Consider the following 18301-nt stretch of genomic DNA (forward strand, 5'->3'; position numbering starts at 1 on the left):
AATCTTTTTTTACAAATAAAACATGTTCATAGTATTGACATAAATAACTGTTACGATTATTGTAACAGTTAGAGAGGCGATAACTAAATCGCTTATATATAGAGATTTTTCAGGAGAGGGAAGTGGAAACTACATGAAGCAATACAACACGCGAGCCATTATGGCGTCGCTGCTCATCTGCGGCTTCGTTGGCATGTTCAGCGAGACGGCACTCAACATCGCGATCAGTAATCTAATGGACGTGTTCCATATTTCTGCCGCGACCGCACAATGGTTAACGACAGGCTTTCTGTTAACGCTCGGCATTCTGATGCCGATGACGGGACTGCTGCTGCAATGGTTTACGACAAGGCAATTGTTCATCGTCTCCCTGGCGAGCTCCATCGTCGGCACGCTGATCGCGGCGCTGGCGTACAATTTTGAATTGTTAATGGTAGCTCGGGTATTGCAGGCGATCGGAATGGGCTTGTTAATTCCGCTCATGTTCAATACGATCCTCGTGGTCTACTCGCCGGAGAAGCGCGGAGCGGCTATGGGCTTCGTCGGTCTCGTCATTATGTTCGCACCGGCGACCGGGCCAACGGTAGCGGGGCTATTGATTGAATATTTATCTTGGCATTACATCTTCTGGCTCTCGCTGCCGTTCCTGCTGTTAGGACTGTTCGTGGGACTGAAGTATTTGGAGAATGTTACCGAGGTCACGAAGCCTCGCATCGATCTGTTGTCCATCGTATTGTCGACAATCGGCTTTGGCGGTGTCGTATTCGGCTTCAGTAAAGCGGGTGAAGGGGATGGAGGCTGGACCAGTCCGGTTGTGGTTGCATCCATTGTCATTGGGATGATCGCGCTTGTAATGTTCGCGTTGCGGCAAATCTATATGAAAGAGCCGATGATGAATTTACGCGTGTTCAAGTACCCGATGTTCATCGTGGGATTGTTTATGGTATTGTCCTGTATGATGATCATCTTGTCGAGCATGATTATTTTACCGATGTATTTGCAAAACGGCATGAAGCTGTCTGCGTTCGCTGCCGGACTCATGCTGCTGCCAGGCAGTGCGCTGAACGGAATTCTATCGCCGCGGATGGGCCGCTTGTTTGACAAGTATGGTCCGAAGTGGCTCGTTATTCCCGGCCTCTTCATCGTCGCGGCTACGCTTTGGTTTTTCTCCGGCATTACGCTGGCTTCCTCCATCACTTTGATTGTGGCCTTGCATATTTGCCTCATGGTCGGCATCTCGATGGTTTGGATGCCGGCGCAGACGAACGGCCTGAACCAGCTGCCGCCGGAGCTGTATCCGCACGGCACAGCGGTGATGAACACGCTGCAGCAGGTCGCTGGAGCTATCGGCACAGCGGTAGCGATTAGCATCCTTACTAAAGGCATGGAAAAGTACTTGGAGGGATCTTCCGCACCGAACGAGCCGGTAGAGATGGCCAATGCGATGACATTCGCTTCACAGAATGTATTCTTCTTCGCGATGGTTGTAACGGTTATCGGTCTGACCATAGCATTCTTTATCCGCCGCGTCGTAGTCAGCCGTGCGGCAATGGGTGCAATGCACTAATAATATAAGCTTTACTCGAGGGAGCCCTAGGGCTCCCTTTTTGCTGCTTATAATGAACTGAGGTTGAAGTTTTTTTCGGAGAGACTTGGATAGCATGGGGCATGAAGTGTTGGGGAATAATGGTCTTGTACCGTACGAAAGGAGGGTGTAACCATAATGAGTATGAACGAGTTCAAACCGCCCAAGAAGTCCACTTTCTATTATTATGGGATCACCCTGTTGGTGATCTTGCTGATTAATTCTTTTGTTATGCCCGCTATATACAACTATTCCGTGAAGGAAATCGACTACGGGACGTTCTTGCGCATGGTGAAGGACGGTCAGGTTAAGGAAGTGAAAATCGAAAGCACAGTGATTTTCCTCACTCCTGTCAATACGGCCGAGGCTAAGCTCTACAAGACAGGTGTGGTTGAGGACCCGAAGCTGGTTGATCGATTGTACGAAGCGAACGTCGCTTTTACCCGAGTCATCCCTAGGGAAATGTCACCTCTGCTTAATTTCTTTCTAACCTGGATTCTCCCGTTTCTTATTTTTCTTGCCGTGGGCCAGTGGCTCATGAAAAAAATGGCTAACAGGATGCCGGGTGGAGGCAATCCGTTTTCTTTAGGTAAGAGCAACGCGAAGGTGTATGTCGAAGCGCAAACCGGCGTGACATTCGCTAATGTTGCTGGACAGGATGAGGCGAAAGAGGCTTTGCAGGAAATCGTCGACTTCCTCCATAATCCAAAGAAATATACGGAGATAGGTGCCATCATCCCGAAAGGCGCATTGCTGGTAGGTCCTCCCGGGACGGGGAAGACGCTATTGGCGAAGGCCGTGGCAGGAGAATCCAAGGTGCCCTTCTTCTCGATTTCCGGTTCCGAGTTCGTGGAGATGTTCGTTGGTATGGGGGCAGCCCGGGTGAGGGATTTGTTTAAGCAAGCTCAGGAGAAGGCTCCGTGCATTGTCTTTATCGATGAAATCGACGCTATCGGCAAAAGCCGTAACTCCGGCATCGCGGGAGGAAACGATGAGAGGGAGCAAACCTTAAACCAGCTGCTGACCGAGATGGACGGGTTCGACGCGGACAAGGGCGTCGTTATTTTAGCGGCCACCAACCGCCCCGAGACGCTGGATAAAGCGCTGCTGCGTCCAGGAAGGTTCGATCGCAGAGTGCCGGTAGAGCTGCCGGATCTGGCAGGACGGGAAGCCATCCTGAAGGTGCACGCGAAGAAGGTGAAGATGGCGGATGAGGTGGACTTTCATGTCATCGCCAGGGCGACACCGGGGGCGTCGGGGGCCGATCTCGCCAACATTGTCAACGAGGCTGCATTGCGAGCCGTTAAGCTCGGCAGGAGCAAGGTCTCTCAGAACGATTTGGAAGAAAGCGTTGAGGTAGTTATCGCCGGATATCAGCGCAAACATGTCCTTATCTCTATGCAGGATAAGCTCACGATTGCTTATCATGAAGTGGGGCACGCAGTAGTCGCCGCCAAGCAAAGTCACTCAGCACCGGTACACAAGATCACCATCATTCCGCGAACCTCCGGTGCGCTTGGGTACACGATGCAAGTGGACGAGCAGGAAACGATCTTAATGTCCAGGGAGCAGGCATTAGATAAAATCACCACTTACATGGGCGGGCGCGCAGCGGAAGAGATCATTTTCAAACGGATCACATCCGGCGCTTCCAATGACATCGAGCAGGCTACGAAAATCGCCAGATCCATGATCACAAGGTTCGGCATGAGCGAGGCGTTCGATATGATGGCACTGGAAACCGTAAATAATCCTTATTTGGGAGGTGACACCTCGTTGTTGGTTTCGTCAGAGACCGCGGCAAAAATTGACGAAGAGGTGTTGAGCATCATCAAAGGCTGTCATCAAAAAGCAGCAGCCATCTTGGAGGAGAATATAGACAAGCTTCATGAAATCACCAAGTTTCTAATGGAAAAGGAAACGATCACAGGCCAGCAATTCATGGAGATTCTTCGAGACGAGTCAGCCGGCATCGACTAAGTGCGGTGCTGGCTGACTCTGTTTAACCGGATGCGCCTTCGTCTGGAATGAAATCCATTGCCATAAGTGAATATGAATATTGTATACTTAAAAGAGATGGTAAATCATGGTGAGGGAGGCGTATGTGATGAACTCGGAAGAATGGATTAACGCGGGTACTCTGGAGGAGCTGAAGCAAGTGCACTCCAAAATCATCAAAGGAGGCATCGTTGTTTTTTACCACGAGGACGAGGTAAGAGCGATAGACAACCGATGTCCCCATCTCGGCTTTCCGCTTCATTTGGGAAGCGTTTGCAATGGGATATTGACGTGCCATTGGCACCATGCACGCTTTGATATTTGCAGCGGAGGGACGCTGGATCCCTGGGCGGACGACGTACCGGCCTATGATGTCCAAGTCTTGGGCGAGGAAGTATGGGTAAGCTCGAGACCGCGGAACGTCGGCAGCGCCGAGAAGCATAAGCGGCGTTTGAGGGAAGGCCTTGAGCAGAATATCGGCATCGTAATCGCCAAGGCGGTGATCGGCTTGGTCGAATCCGGTGTTCCGACGGATGAAATCGTTCGTATCGGAGTTACCTTCGGGACGTCACAAGGCAATGGCTGGGGAGCGGGCCTGACCATTTTGACAGCGATGAGAAACGTGCTGCCCAAGCTCGATTCATCAGGACAAATTCTCGCCTTGTATCACGGCTTAGTTCATGTTGCCAGAGCCAGCTCCGGCCGGGCTCCCCGTCACCTGCTCGGAGCTTTGCCTTCCTCGCCGGCTCCAATAGAAAGACTGATGGAATGGTACCGCAGCTGTGTTGAGGTACGAGATACTCAAGGCGCGGAGAAGGTGCTATTAACCGCGGTTGCAAATGGCGCAACTTCCGAACAGCTTGCGGACATGATGCTGATTTCGGTGACGGACCACTTTTACTTAGACGGTGGTCATACCTTCGATTTTCATAATAAAGCTTTCGAGGCTCTGGAAAACTTGGGACCTTCGTTAACCGAGCCGATCCTGGCCTCGCTCGTTCCTCTAATCGGTTCACCTACCCGCAGCGAAGAGCTTCATCATTGGCAGGCGCCGGTCGATTTGGTAGCTCCGTTACGTCAGGCTTTCGCAAGTCTCGAGCAGACTGAAGACTCGGTGGCATCCGTTCAGCTTGAGGAGCCAAGCTTTATGGATCAGTTGCTAAGCGATAAGCCGATCGAAACGGTCAATCAGCTTACCCGGCTTCTGCTGGGCGGAGCGGCACCTGATCGATTGGCGCAGCTGATTTGCCTGGCGGCGGCCGAGCGGGTCGTTCGATTCCACACTCAAAATGACTTCGGCGATTGGGTGGCTGTTCTGCATACTCTTACTTACGCGCATGCGGTACACATGCGGCTGCGCCGTTCCAAGGAGCCGCTCCTGAACAGAGCTCTGTATTACGGGGCGATGGCAATTTATCATGACCGATTTCTAAATGTACCGCGTGCACCTGGGCCGAAGCCTGCAAACGGATATAGCTACAATCCGGAGGAGCTGCTTGACCTTATGGACCGCAGGCAACAGGTAGAAGAGGCAGCGGGCTGGGTTAAGGGTTACTTGAACGAACAGCGCGATCCTCAGGCTCTGCTCGGGACATTGGGCTTAAGCCTGCTTCGCGAGGACGCGGAGTTTCACACGTTCCAGCTTTATGAAGCCGTCGTTTCCGAATACGATTGTTGGGAGGCGCGTACCGATGCATTTGCGAAACAGGCTAAGGAGACTTATTTGCTAGCTTGTGCCCGATATTTGGCGGCACATGCTCCAAGCGCGCGAGAGCTGCCGCATACGGCCAAAATAGCGGTGCGTTTGTACCGCGGCGAGAGGCTGTTCGAGGAAGAGTAATCGATCATACAGAGCTGCCCCAGGTTCTTAACACTTGGAGGCGGCTCTTTTTTTTTGCGTTGTGTCTGGAAAAAAGGTTCAAGAAGAGGTTCCAGTCTTCGGCTTATTTTTATCCAACACTTGACAAACAGAAAGATTCAAAACATAATGAATATATGAGCATATGATCATATATTAATTGAAAAAGATTGGGCATCATATGGAGAGAAAAAACATGTATTTCCAATTCTGAAACCATCGTGGATGGATCGCGATTATTGGCTGATCCGACCCGGCTGGAATTTGAAATCTTGTAAGCAATCAGTCATATTGAACACGATTAGGAGGCATTATCATGAGTAAACATCATCAGGACCACAACCACGATCACGATCACGATGACCATAGCCACGAACATTCGCATCACCAGCACGATCACGGCCACAGCCACCACGGTCATCACCATCATTTTGACCCGAACGGCAATAAGAAGGGATTAACCATTGCTTTGATAATTACCGTCGGTATTATGTTTTTGGAGTTTTTCGGCGGACTCCTTACAAACAGTCTTGCTCTACTATCCGATAGCGGGCATATGTTGAACGACGCAAGCTCTTTATTACTAAGTCTGGTTGCTGTTTGGTTTGCTGCAAGACCAGCTTCGCCCAATAAAACCTACGGGTTTTATCGCTTTGAAATTTTGGCGGCGCTCTTTAATGGGATCACCTTGTTCATTGTTGCAGGATTTATTATAAAGGAGGCATACGAGCGTTTTCTGGAGCCTCCGGCCGTCGCCAGCGGCTCCATGATGCTGATTGCCAGCATCGGTCTTTTAGCTAACATAGCAAGTGCCTGGACCCTCATGAGAAAAGGCGATGTCAAAAATAATATCAACCTTCGCAGCGCCTATCTTCACGTTCTTGGAGATGCATTGGGATCGGTGGGAGCTATTGTCGCCGGGTTGATAATGCTGGTCTTTGGCTGGTACATTGCAGATCCGATTATCAGCGTCCTTGTCGCTCTTCTTATCCTTAAAGGTGCTTGGGGAGTTATCAAGCATACCGTTCATATTCTAATGGAAGGTACGCCCATCACTGTGAATCCAGACGAAGTGAAGAAGACTTTAGAAAGCATTGACGGTGTGAAAGACGTGCATGACCTTCATATATGGACGATTACATCCGGCTTGGATTCTCTTAGCTGTCATCTCTTGATCGAGGATAATCAGGATCATCAACAGATCTTGCAGCAAGCGATTCAGTTCATCGCGGATAAATTCAAGATCCAGCATACAACCATTCAAATCGAAACTGCGGCAATTCAACATGAAAATATGAAAGTGTAACGAGCTGTATTTTACTATCGAACGTTTGTACGGTATAATTCGGTTGTGTTTGAAATTTCCTTTGAAGGAGAGATTAGCCAATGTACACAAGCGTAAAAGGATTTCTGGAAGACTGGAAGATTGAAGCTTCTCTTACTCTGCAAGTGCTGGACAAACTCACTGACGCTTCGCTGAAACAGACGGTCTCAGATGCTCAACAGCGTTCCCTGGGTGAGATTGCGTGGCACTTGGTAGGCAGCTTCGGCGCTTTTCTGCATGCGGCAGGTCTGCAATTGGAAGTGCCGGATTTCAAAGAACAGCCGACTTCTGCAGAGGCTATCGCAGCGGCTTACCGCCGCGTTAACGATGCGGCAGCAACGGCTTTGACGGAGCAGTGGTCTGACGCCAAGCTTCAGGAATCACTTCGCTTGTTCAACTTCATCGATACGACTTATGGAGGCGTATTGAGCTTCATGCTCCGCCATCAAATTCATCACCGCGGTCAGATGACAATACTGATGCGCCAGGCTGGACTCGTAGCACCGGGTGTCTATGGACCTAACGAAGAAGAAACCATAGCAATGCGGGCAGCACGGGCGCAGCAATAGGCTTCGCTCTCACGCATAAAGAGACTGACGAACATTCGTCAGTCTCTTTTTTTCGATCAGCCAACGCCTAAAGGCCGTATAATTTTGCTATTAATTATAGATTTCTCTCATTTATTAATGATGCTAAGAAAGTTACCATTTGGTTACCAGACATCTTTGAATAAATATTTGGGAGTGAACTGCAATGGCAAAATTCAACAAATGGTTTGAACCGCTATGGGGGTATATCTTCATTTCACCATGGCTCATCGGTTTGTTCTTGCTCACCGTCGGGCCGATGTCCCAATCTTTCTATTTATCGTTGACGCAGTACAACCTGCTCGAGCTCCCGATCTGGGTTGGCAGCCAAAATTATTATGAGATTGTTGCCGAGGACCGGGATTTCTGGAAAGCGCTTCAGGTTACTTTTACTTATGTCGTGTTATCCGTACCCTTGAAATTAGGCTTCGCCTTAATGGTAGCCTTGCTGCTATTTAGAGCCATTCGCGGCATGTCCGTCTTCCGCGCGATCTTTTATTTGCCCTCGCTCATAGGAGGCAGCGTAGCGATATCGGCCATTTGGCGCAACCTGTTCGGAGGCGACGGCATTCTTAACAAATTATTGGGAGCAATCGGTATTCCGGGAATAGACTGGATCAATACGCCGGAAACGGCGTTGTATACGCTTGTATTGCTGGCCGTGTGGCAGTTCGGCTCCTCGATGGTTATTTTCTTGGCCGGATTGAAGCAAATCCCGCGTGAGCTCTATGAGTCCGCTTCGGTGGACGGCGCTTCCAAGATCCGTTCTTTCTTTGCCATCACGCTGCCCATGCTGACGCCTATTATTTTATTTAATTTGGTGATGCAAATTATCGGAAGCTTTCAAATGTTCACTCAAGCGTTCATTGTCACCAAAGGCGGTCCGATCCATTCGACTCTGGTCTATGCTTTATATTTGTACCAGCAAGCATTCGCGTATTTCAACATGGGGTATGCCAGCGCTCTGGCATGGATCCTTCTCGTTATAATCGCCGTGTTCACTGCATTGATTTTTTGGTCGGCGAAACGGTGGGTCCATTATGAAAATTAACATCGATAGATTTCAAACGATGGGAAGGGGATTCGCGTGAAACAACAAAACTTTTTACAATACATGTTCTTGACACTATGCAGCATCGTAATGATTTACCCCGTCTTATGGCTGGTAGGCAGCTCATTGAAATCGAATGAGGAGATTCCTCTGTCGAATCTGATCCCGCGCGAGTTTCAATGGGACAACTTTACTAACGGCTGGACTGCGATTCCCGGCTTCAGCTTCGGTCATTTTTTCTACAACTCATTCTTCATCGCCGTGCTGTCGGTGATCGGGACGGTATTATCCAGCGCAGTGGTCGCATACGGGTTTGCCCGGCTCCAGTTTCCTTTGAAAACGATGTGGTTCGCCATCCTGATGCTGACGTTAATGCTTCCCACGCAGGTTACATTAGTGCCGCAATATATATTGTTCAAATATTTCGATTGGGTGGGGACGACGCTTCCCTTGATTGTTCCTCATTTCCTGGCGGTAAGCCCGTTCTTCGTATTTCTCATCATCCAATTTATTCGCGGAATTCCGAGAGATTTGGACGAATCGGCCAAAATGGACGGCTGCTCGACACCGGGGATTGCGTTCAAAATCGTTCTGCCGCTCTGTACCCCGGCCTTTATCACTAGCGCCATCTTCAGCTTTATATGGACTTGGGACGACTTTCTTGGGCAAATGATTTATTTGACCGATACCGCGAAGTATACGGTGCCCTTGGCGCTGCGATTGTTTCTGGACAATTCCTCAGCTGTGACCTGGGGGCCGATGTACGCGATGTCGCTGCTGTCGGTGATCCCGTGCTTTATCATTTTTGTCCTTGCGCAAAAGTATTTCGTTGAAGGCATTTCTACAACGGGGATCAAAGGGTAAGGGTTTACAAACCGCTTTGCCGGCCTTATGCTGAGAGTAAAATGGCTAAACAACAGGTGGTTTTTGTACATGAGGAATCCATTTAAAATCTTTTCTTTCCAAGCGACCTTTTTTACGTCATTCATTCTCATTTCCGCACTGTTGATCATGCTGCTCGGGATAACGAGCTATTATATTACGAATCAGGAAGTCGTGGAGCAGACGATCTCCTCGAGGAAGCTGTTGTTGAACGAAATCAACAAGCAATTGGACATTCAGCTGCAGTCCGTCGAGTATGATTCCCTTGTCCTTTCCAGCAACCCGAAGCTGATTCATTATTTGCAGCTTGGCGAGCATTCGTTCGAGAGGATCGGACAAAATGCGGACATAGTAGATATGCTTACGCGCCCCGGCTACATTAAGGAAGGAATTCATTCCGTTCAGCTGTATGCCAAGGATACGGCCGTGAATAAGCAAATTGCAGGCAGCGGTGTGTTCGATTACCGGATCGTGGAAACCAGCACATGGTTTAACGAGATCAAGGATGCCGATTACGCCTGGATCGGCACGCATCCCATCGAAGTAGGAAGCTACACCGCCGATGAACGGCTCGTCATTAGTTTTGCGCGCAAGGTGCTGTCCCCCTCCGGCAAGGAGCTCGGTATTCTCGTCATTAACCTGAAGCTTCCGTTTATCGAAAAAATCGTGTCCGGCAGCGGTTCCGGTGTCAGCCGGTTTGTGCTCGATACGCATCACAGGCTGATTGCAGAGTTTAACGGCGCTCCCAAAAAGTCAGTATCCTACGAGAGCCACAAGGACAAGCTGGACACTGTTCTAACTCAATCGGAATCGGAGCAGTACGCCATAGCCGATCTGGAGAAGAAAGAGCTAGTTATATGGAATAAGCAGGATCGGACGCTATGGCTGACGTTGGATGTCATTCCTTGGGATAATATTACGCAAGGCAGCCGCCGCATCGAAACCGTCATCGTTGTTGCAGCATTCCTCTGTATTTTGTTTGCGATCGTTATGGCGTTCCTGTTATCCAAACAATTTGCCGCGCCCATCCGGAAGCTGATTCATGCGATGAATTTAATGAAGATCGGCAAGCTGGACGTGCAGATCGATAACGATTACCAGAATGAGTTCGGCCATTTGAACGATAATTTCAATCAGATGACAGGACGTATCGATCATCTGCTCGTTCAAGTGGAGGATCAGCACAGACGGAAGCGGGAGGCGGAAATTCAAGTATTGCAAGAGCAGATCAACCCTCATTTCCTGTACAACACATTGGATATGATGAATTGGCATGCGATTGAATCGGGCAACAAGGAGATTAGCCACATGCTGGTGCTGCTCGGCAAAATGCTGCGTATCGGGCTTTCCAGCGGAGCCTCCTTTATCCCCGTGAAGCGGGAGCTGGAGCATCTACATTGTTATGTGGAGCTGCAAAAAATCCGCCACAAACAAACCATCCAGTTTCACATCGATGTTCCGGAGACCATGTACGGCTATTATACGCCGAAGCTGATCATTCAGCCTTTTGTAGAAAACGCCCTCATCCACGGACTTCATTCCCGCGAAGAAGGCATAGTCACGATTGCCGGCTGGGAAGACGAACGAAGCCTGTATTTTGCCGTTGAGGATAACGGAGTGGGGATGGAGGCCGAGGGAGAGCCAACAGGCCGGGAGCACAGCGGGATGCGCAACGTACGTGAGCGAATAGAACTGTATTTCGGTAACAGCTATGGGGTACGAATCGACAGCCGTCCGAATCAGGGCACTACAATCGTCGTATCGCTGCCCAAAATCTCAGAGCCGCCTGGGTCATATGGAGGGAATGAACATGATAAAAGCGGTCATCATTGATGATGATATGACAACGATTCAGGGGCTCACACGGTCCGTTAAATGGGACGGCTACGGAATTCAGGTGGCGGCAACCGCCAGGAACGGCAAAGAAGGTTTGGAGCAGATTCGGGCTCATCGTCCAGATATTATTCTAACCGACATTTTTATGCCATTGATGGACGGAATCTCCATGCTAAAAGCGGTGCGCGAAGACGGCAACATGGCGGAAGTCATTATCTTGAGCGGATACGAGGATTTCAAGTGCGCCCAGTCGGCGGTAAAGCTGAACGTTAACGATTATTTATCCAAACCGGCGAGTCTCGACGACATTGAGCGCGTTCTGCAGGAGACCGTAAGCAAAATTAGAAAAAGAGAGGCTGCTGAGAAGGAAGACAAGGAGCTGCGGGAGCTTCTGGAGACCAATCTGCAGATTACGAAAAAACAAATAGTTAAAGGGCTGCTGGAGCCGGAGTTTTATCATACACCCGTATTTCGCAAGGTATCCGACTATTTGAAAATCGATTTATCGGGCAACTATTTTACCGTATTGCTTATTGAGTTCTTCATCAAACGGGAGCGAAGCTTTAAGCCAAGCGATTTGTCGTTGTTTGCCTATGCCGTCAATAATATTGTCAATGAGCTTACGCAGGACAAGCAAGGCGTGTATGTGGCGGACATACAGCGCAATGTCATCACCGTGATTATTGCGACACCTTCCCGTGTGAAGAAGGAACGTGTCATGGTTCTGGTCAAGCAGATGGCGGAGGAAATGCTGGCGCATATTGATCAGTACCTTAAGCTGCAGGTAGGGGCGGCTATCGGCCCTGTGACGGATCACATTGCGGACATCCCCAAGTCGTATTCCGCAGCCTTCGATTTGCTGGCGGAGCGGAACAATATGCCGGGCCGCCAGCTCATCTCTGCCGAGGATCTTATGGGGCTGCCAAAGCCGGCCGCGCGCCGTCCGATGATAAACTATCAGGCGCTAGCTGATGCCGTTATGGCAGGTCAGAGCGAGCTGGCGGAGGAAAAAATAATAGAGCTAGGCGAGTCTCTTCATGGCGGTACCGCTCCTAGCGTAAGCGTGCTCAGGGAGTTTGCCATCGACATCGTCGGCATATTGGCTCTCGCATTGCACGACCACGGCTTGCAGTTTGAAGATATTCATGCGGGCTCCAACATGTACAAGGAGCTGGAGCAGTTGTACTCCGTTTCCGATTTCACCGGCTGGCTGCGCGATCTTCTGCTCCCCATCTGCGAGACGATGAACCGACGAGGCTCCCAGAAGCACAGAAAAACGATCGATTTCATCATGAGATATGTGCAGCAGCATTATGCGGATGATATTACTCTCGATGTTTTGGCTGAGAAGGTGTATTTGACCCGGAATTACTTGAGCCAAATCTTCAAGCAGGAGACAGGGGAGAATTACAACAGCTATTTGACGCGAATCCGAATGGAAAAAGCGAAGGAGCTTATGCTCGGAGGCAATTATAAGATCTTTGAAATTTCCGGGATGGTCGGCTATAAGAACCATGCGTATTTCAGCCAATTGTTCAAGAAATATTCCGGCTTGAACCCGTCCGAATTTAATCAGTGACTGACCCCGCACCTCTTAAAACAAAGCTGCACCGCATCCCGGCTTTTGTTTTAGGAGTTTTTTTATCTCTATTCGCGGCTGCAACAGTCCGTATTATTTTAATATTTTTTGTAGATTTCTCTTATTTTTAAAAATAGCGCTCATTTTATAATTGATATGTAAGCAAGTAAATTCATAAGGGGTGTGTCAACAATGGCAAGTCTACATGGTTTGACCCGAAAATTGGTTGTCCCGATGATAACCTTAACCTTGTTAGGCGGTCTGGCAGCCGGATGTGTTCCGACGGAGAAGAAGAATCCAAGCGCCGCTGCCGATCCGTCCGGCTCAGGGAAGGTGGAACTGCGGTTTACATGGTGGGGAAGTCAGGGACGGCACGACAGGACGCTGAAGGTTATCGAGAAGTTCGAGCAGCTTCATCCGAACATCAAGATAAAGCCGGAATATACGAGCTTTGACGGATACTGGGAGAAGCTGTCCACCCAGGTCGCAGGAGGCAATGTACCGGATTTGATGCAAATGAGCATTTTATATATTAAAGAGTATTCCGATAGGGGGGTGTTGGACGATCTTGCTCCCTATGTCGGCAAAGAGCTGAAGATTGACGATTTGAACGCCGATGTGGTGAAAAATCAAGGTACGGTGAAAGGCAAGCTTACCGGATTGCCGGTATCCGATAATGCCTCCGCATTAATTTATAACAAGGAAATGTACCAGCAGGCAGGCGTCGAACCTCCGAAGCTGGATATGACCTGGAAGGAATATTTCGATAAAGCGCGCGAAGTGAAGTCCAAGCTGGGTGAAAAAGTATACGGCGCCTTCGACATGTCGAGCTCCATGGAAGCCTATATGTATTATGTGTTCTCTGTCGGCGAGCAAATGTATAAGGACAACCGGCTCGGCTTCACGGATCAGACGTTTAAGAACTGGTTGAAAATGTGGGACGACGCTCGCAAGGAGGGCATCATTCCTCCGGCTACAATGACCGCCTCCTTCATGCCTATCGGCAATGCGGATCCCAATAAGGATGCTCTGATGAGGGGAATCGTTCCTATTATGGGGCCGCAGTTTACAGCGACGTTCCCGGCTTATGAGAATGTCATGAAAGACAAGATCGATATGGTTTCCTACCCGAAAGACAAACAAACGGGGAGCGCTATTTTGCCGGCCATGTTCCTTTCGGCCTCGGCGAAATCGAAGTATCCGAAGGAAGCGGCGATGTTCCTCGACTTTTTCCTGAATTCGAAGGAAGCGGCAGACATTCTGGAAACGGAAAGAGGCATGCCGGAAAATAAAAAAATGCTGGAATACCTGACTCCGAAATTTAACGAGCGGGATAAGAAAATGGCATCCATGCTGCAGCATGTAACGAGCAGCAAACCTTCGATGTACGACGGCGGACCTAAAGGCACGGGCGAAGTGAACAAGCTGTTTGAACAAATTGTACAGAAGCAGCAATTCGGTAAAGCGACGATCGATGAGGCGGCTGCCGAGTTCCGCAAGGAAGCCGATAAAATTTATGAGAAAAACAACTAGCTTCTCAGAGCTGGGAACGAAAGGGGTTAAAGGTGAATGAGAGCTCGCCAGTTTGCGATTATTGGCTGTCAGCATGCGCATATCGGCATATTTATTAGCGAGATGCTTGAGTTGGGGCATACATGCGCAGGAATATACGAGGACGAGAATGCAGAATTGGCACAAAGCATAGCGGAGCAATATGGGATCCCCGTTACAGGCGACATAGAAAGCTTGTTGGGAGAATCCGTAGACGTTGTCGGCTGCGCTTCGATAAACAACAAGAAAATCGATGTCATTGAACTGTGCGAAAGCCGGGGCAAGCATGTGATGGTTGACAAACCGGCCGTTACTTGCGCGAAAGGGCTTGAGCGATTGAAGGCGGTGATCCGCCGGGGCCGGATTCAAGTCGGAATGCTGCTCACCGAGCGGTTTCATCCCGCCATTTATACATTGAAGAGACGGATTGAGCAAGGCGATCTCGGAGACATCGTTACGGTAGGCATGCGTAAGCCTCATCGTCTGGATGCGGCTAGAAGGTCGGAATGGTTTTTCAGTAAAGAGCAGTCCGGCGGCATCGTTGTTGATTTGCTCGTGCACGATTTCGATCTGTTGCGTTGGTTTACCGGCAGCGAGATCGAAGCGATCGACGGCTACATGGGCAAGACGATATTGCCCGAGCACGAGACGTTCTATAACACCGCAAGCCTGCAGGTCGTTATGGAGGGGAGCGTCGTCGCCCAATTATATGCCGACTGGCATACGCCAAGCCGAAGCTGGACATGGGGAGACGGCCGCATCTTTGTGACCGGCACGGAAGGCTTTGCCGAGCTGCGGCTGCAAGGAGATCCGCTAGTCCAAGACGCTGCTGTCCTGATCCAGCTGACGAATGATGCCCCGGCGGCCTTACTATCGCTTGAGCAGCCGCCATGGTCTATCTCGGCCGATTTCATCCGGCGCATGGATGGTCAGCCCTCGATGATTTCCCATAACGACATTCTCAAGACGACGGAGGCGACTATCTTAGCGGACGGGCTTGTTAATGTTATTCATACACAAGAGAGGAAGCTGAGGCCATGAGCCTGAAAAGAACAACCAAATTCGCCATTCTCGGATGCGGCGTTATCGCCGAGGTTCATGCGAATGCAATCCATGCGGTGGAGGAAGCGGAGCTGGTCGCCGTATGCGAATCGGACGAAGGGAAAGGACGGGCCTTCGCCGATAAGCATGGAGGCCAGCTGTACTTGAAGTTCGAGGATATGCTGCAAAATGACGAGATCGAAGTCGTCTGCATTTGTACGCCAAGCGGTTATCATGCCGAACAGACCATTCAGGCTGCAAGAGCCAGCAAGCATGTGGTCGTAGAGAAGCCTATGGCTATTCTCATCGAAGATGCGCATCGGATGATTCAAGAATGCCGGCAGCAGGGCGTTCTGCTGGCGACGATTTTTCCAAGAAGAATGTCTCCTGCGGCACAATATGTCAAGCAGTTCATTGCAGACGGGAGGCTTGGCAAATTAAGCTTGTGCGATGCGTATGTGAAAATATACCGCAGCCAGCAGTATTACGACAGCGCCGGCTGGAGGGGAACGTGGCATATCGATGGAGGCGGATCGATGATGAATCAAGGGATTCACACCGTCGATCTGCTGCAATGGCTCGTAGGGCCGGTGGAGTCCGTCTATGGCCGGGCAAGCACGCAGTTAAGACAAATCGAGGTAGAGGATACCGCTGTATCGCTGCTTCGTTTCCGCAATGGGGCCATGGGAGTTATGGAAATAACGACGACCGTTTATCCTGATCTGGGCCAGCGCCTGGAAATCCACGGTGAACGAGGAACCATCGTTTACAAGGAAGATGACATCGAGCTGCTGAAGGTGAACGGGGAAGCGGTGGAGCTCCCTTCCTTCGAACCGTTTCAAGTGATCCCTGACGGTCACCGGATTCAGCTTCGCGATATGGCTCTGGCCGTTCAAGAACAACGGGCTCCTGTCGTACCGGGAGAGGAAGGAATTCATGCGCTTGAAATTATATTGGGAACTTATGCGTCTTCCAAATTGCAGCGCGAAGTTGAGCTGGGCAGGCATAAGCCGGATCATGCAATAGTCTGAATGACAGACGGCTTAAGGCTGCCGCGTAAACACGCGGCAGTCTATTTTTTGTTAACCGATCGCAGTCAATCATCTCTTTGCTCTGTGTCAATAGAGTCGATAGACGTGGTTCTCATGAATGCACGGCCTTAGAATAGTTGTCATAATACAGTCCGAGATGATAAGCTTGCGTCAGAAGCTTGTCGAATGTTTCTTGCTTTGTATCTAAGGTGTTATATAATATTTCGACTCTGCTATTAGTGACGCCGCAGTATTCGGCCATTCCAACGTTTAATTGGTGGGAGATCATCTTATCGTATTGTCTTTTTGCAAAGTCTTCATTCGAAGCCGCTGCGAGCCCAAGCCATAGGATTTGTTGATGATGTAATGTATTGGAGCCGTAAGCAAAGCCATTGTTCCATACCCGGTCGATATATCCTTTTAGCATAGCAGGGAGACCGTACCACCAAATTGGGAAAATGTAGGCCAGAGCATCATGATTCTTCATTCGTTCGATTTCTGCTTCCACCTCAGGCGAATAGATCTTGCGTTCGATAGAATAATCGGGTTCGTCCTCTTCCCACAATACGGGATTGAATCCGCTGCGATGCAAATCCAGGATCTCCGTTTCGTGCCCCGCATCTCTCAATCCCTGGGTAAATTTGGCTGCTGCAGAAAAGGTTAAGGAATGCACCCTTGGATGCGATACAACGGTTAAGACTTTCATGTACGTCCACCTTCCATTCTTTACTGTTAATCCTCGAATGAGGTACGATCAAATTATCCGGTATACCGTCCAAAAAAGGAAGAACGTACTTTTTTGTGCTATAAATACTAAAAAGTATTATAGGTACTAAAAAGTACCTTTAAAGAACAATGTATTAAAGGGGGCGTGTAATTCTATGGAGAAGACAAAAAACTTCAATATCCCGGCGGAAGCCACATTGGAGGTTATTGGAGGGAAATGGAAGCTGCTGATTTTATGCCATTTGAACTGCGGTCCTGTCCCGCTGAGAACAAGCGAATTAAAGAGGGTCATTCCCGAAATTACCCAAAAAATGTTAACGCAGCAGCTTCGGGAGCTGGAGGAAGACGGCATTATCGTTAGAACGGTATACAATCAAGTGCCGCCAAAGGTGGTCTATGAAATGAGCGAATTCGGAAAGTCGTTGAAATCCATATTGGACCAATTGGAAGAGTGGGGAGAGAAATTCATCCAGCAGAAAGAATGGAACTCCTCTTGTTCGGATCAACCACAAAAGTTTGTCCCTTAAACAAATGAAACAACAACAGCGGCGATCTAAGACTTGCATTCTGGTCATGGACTAAGCCGCTTTTTTTGATTGGTTGTCCAGCCCAAACGCAATTAAAGCCATTCTGTGACTATATCTCCCAATTTAACGTATGCACCGACTTTCGTATCGGCTGTACAATACGCCAATGCCGGCATGCTTGAGGAATGGATCCAGTGCTATCTGTTATTTACCCCAAAAGATGCTCCTGTTTCTTATGATTTCATGCAGGGAGAGGCGATATATTTTGGAGTCGTCAAATTTCCGCTGCGCCTAATTCAGAGTGAGGGAATGAAACTGGTTGAAGCTCATGCGGTGGAAGAACCTAACGAACCAGCTGCGCTGCCTCCGCTTATTATTGAGTACGAGAGGGCAAATTTTATTCTAACCTGTAAAAAGAGTTATTCGCTGCTTTGAAGCAAAGTAAAATCAATGCTTTTCCAGCCGTTATCGTATTGAAGGGCACAGCCGATTATAAACTATTTATGAAACATTTTGGAACCGTCCTCTTTTTTGTTGATAACGGATCTGTCTGTAAATATCCATATCCGCTCCCGCGTAGATCGCGGGCTTTTTCATTATCGGTTCGATGTCTTTTTTCCTCACTATTTGATCCTTTTAATACATTTACTGCTTCGCTCGGGAAGGATTACTATTAAGCTGTATTACTCGGAAGCTAATAAATACATACCGAAAGGAAGTAACGC

The 18301-nt window shown here is 49.2% G+C and carries 14 protein-coding genes; 13 read left to right on the forward strand and 1 reads right to left on the reverse strand.

The genetic code is table 11. The annotated features are described in order from the left end of the window. Nucleotides 1-133: 133 nt before the first annotated feature. The 12 genes from ACFQ88_RS18280 to ACFQ88_RS18335 all read left to right on the forward strand — a co-directional run bounded on the left by ACFQ88_RS18280 (nucleotide 134) and on the right by ACFQ88_RS18335 (nucleotide 16323). Nucleotides 134-1567 carry a DHA2 family efflux MFS transporter permease subunit gene (locus ACFQ88_RS18280; protein ID WP_379455093.1) on the forward strand — a complete coding sequence of 478 codons (1434 nt, stop codon included), beginning with the start codon at nucleotides 134-136 and terminating at the stop codon, nucleotides 1565-1567. A gap of 156 nt (nucleotides 1568-1723) precedes the next feature. Next, the gene (gene ftsH / locus ACFQ88_RS18285) at nucleotides 1724-3565 is read left to right on the forward strand and encodes an ATP-dependent zinc metalloprotease FtsH (RefSeq protein WP_483875131.1); all 1842 of its coding nucleotides are present in this window, start codon (nucleotides 1724-1726) and stop codon (nucleotides 3563-3565) included. 127 nt (nucleotides 3566-3692) lie between these two features. Continuing rightward, nucleotides 3693-5423, forward strand: coding sequence for a Rieske (2Fe-2S) protein (locus tag ACFQ88_RS18290; protein ID WP_379455094.1), 1731 nt, complete (start codon nucleotides 3693-3695; stop codon nucleotides 5421-5423). A gap of 334 nt (nucleotides 5424-5757) precedes the next feature. Next, a complete protein-coding gene (locus ACFQ88_RS18295; protein ID WP_379455095.1) occupies nucleotides 5758-6747 on the forward strand; it encodes a cation diffusion facilitator family transporter in 990 nt (329 codons plus the stop codon). 80 nt (nucleotides 6748-6827) lie between these two features. Further along, nucleotides 6828-7334, forward strand: coding sequence for a DinB family protein (locus ACFQ88_RS18300; protein WP_379455096.1), 507 nt, complete (start codon nucleotides 6828-6830; stop codon nucleotides 7332-7334). Between the two features lie 184 nt (nucleotides 7335-7518). Further along, nucleotides 7519-8403, forward strand: coding sequence for a carbohydrate ABC transporter permease (locus tag ACFQ88_RS18305; RefSeq protein ID WP_239625731.1), 885 nt, complete (start codon nucleotides 7519-7521; stop codon nucleotides 8401-8403). 63 nt (nucleotides 8404-8466) lie between these two features. Further along, nucleotides 8467-9267: a carbohydrate ABC transporter permease gene (locus ACFQ88_RS18310; protein ID WP_239635460.1), complete on the forward strand. Its 801-nt coding sequence runs from the start codon at nucleotides 8467-8469 to the stop codon at nucleotides 9265-9267. A 69-nt stretch (nucleotides 9268-9336) separates the two neighbouring features. Beyond that, nucleotides 9337-11118: a histidine kinase gene (locus tag ACFQ88_RS18315; protein WP_379455097.1), complete on the forward strand. Its 1782-nt coding sequence runs from the start codon at nucleotides 9337-9339 to the stop codon at nucleotides 11116-11118. Further along, nucleotides 11096-12700, forward strand: coding sequence for a response regulator (locus ACFQ88_RS18320; protein WP_379455098.1), 1605 nt, complete (start codon nucleotides 11096-11098; stop codon nucleotides 12698-12700). Before ACFQ88_RS18315 ends, ACFQ88_RS18320 begins: the two co-directional genes overlap by 23 nt. Before the next feature lie 192 nt (nucleotides 12701-12892). Next, nucleotides 12893-14233 (forward strand): ABC transporter substrate-binding protein, encoded by a 1341-nt coding sequence (locus tag ACFQ88_RS18325; RefSeq protein ID WP_379455099.1) that lies wholly within the window; start codon nucleotides 12893-12895, stop codon nucleotides 14231-14233. A 36-nt stretch (nucleotides 14234-14269) separates the two neighbouring features. Beyond that, nucleotides 14270-15292: a Gfo/Idh/MocA family protein gene (locus tag ACFQ88_RS18330; protein WP_379455100.1), complete on the forward strand. Its 1023-nt coding sequence runs from the start codon at nucleotides 14270-14272 to the stop codon at nucleotides 15290-15292. Continuing rightward, nucleotides 15289-16323: a Gfo/Idh/MocA family protein gene (locus ACFQ88_RS18335; RefSeq protein ID WP_379455101.1), complete on the forward strand. Its 1035-nt coding sequence runs from the start codon at nucleotides 15289-15291 to the stop codon at nucleotides 16321-16323. The genes ACFQ88_RS18330 and ACFQ88_RS18335 overlap by 4 nt, the downstream gene beginning before the upstream one ends. Before the next feature lie 112 nt (nucleotides 16324-16435). Here ACFQ88_RS18335 and ACFQ88_RS18340 read toward each other — a convergent pair whose 3' ends face one another. Further along, a complete protein-coding gene (locus tag ACFQ88_RS18340; RefSeq protein ID WP_379455102.1) occupies nucleotides 16436-17029 on the reverse strand; it encodes an NAD(P)H oxidoreductase in 594 nt (197 codons plus the stop codon). Nucleotides 17030-17204: 175 nt separating this feature from the next. Here ACFQ88_RS18340 and ACFQ88_RS18345 point away from each other — a divergent pair, with 175 nt between their 5' ends. Next, complete coding sequence (locus ACFQ88_RS18345; RefSeq protein WP_239625715.1) at nucleotides 17205-17576, forward strand: winged helix-turn-helix transcriptional regulator; 372 nt, start codon at nucleotides 17205-17207, stop codon at nucleotides 17574-17576. The last annotated feature ends 725 nt before the right edge of the window (nucleotides 17577-18301 follow it).

The sequence above is a fragment of the Paenibacillus sp. NPDC056579 genome (assembly GCF_042793215.1).
Taxonomy (GTDB): Bacteria; Bacillota; Bacilli; order Paenibacillales; family NBRC-103111; genus Paenibacillus_S.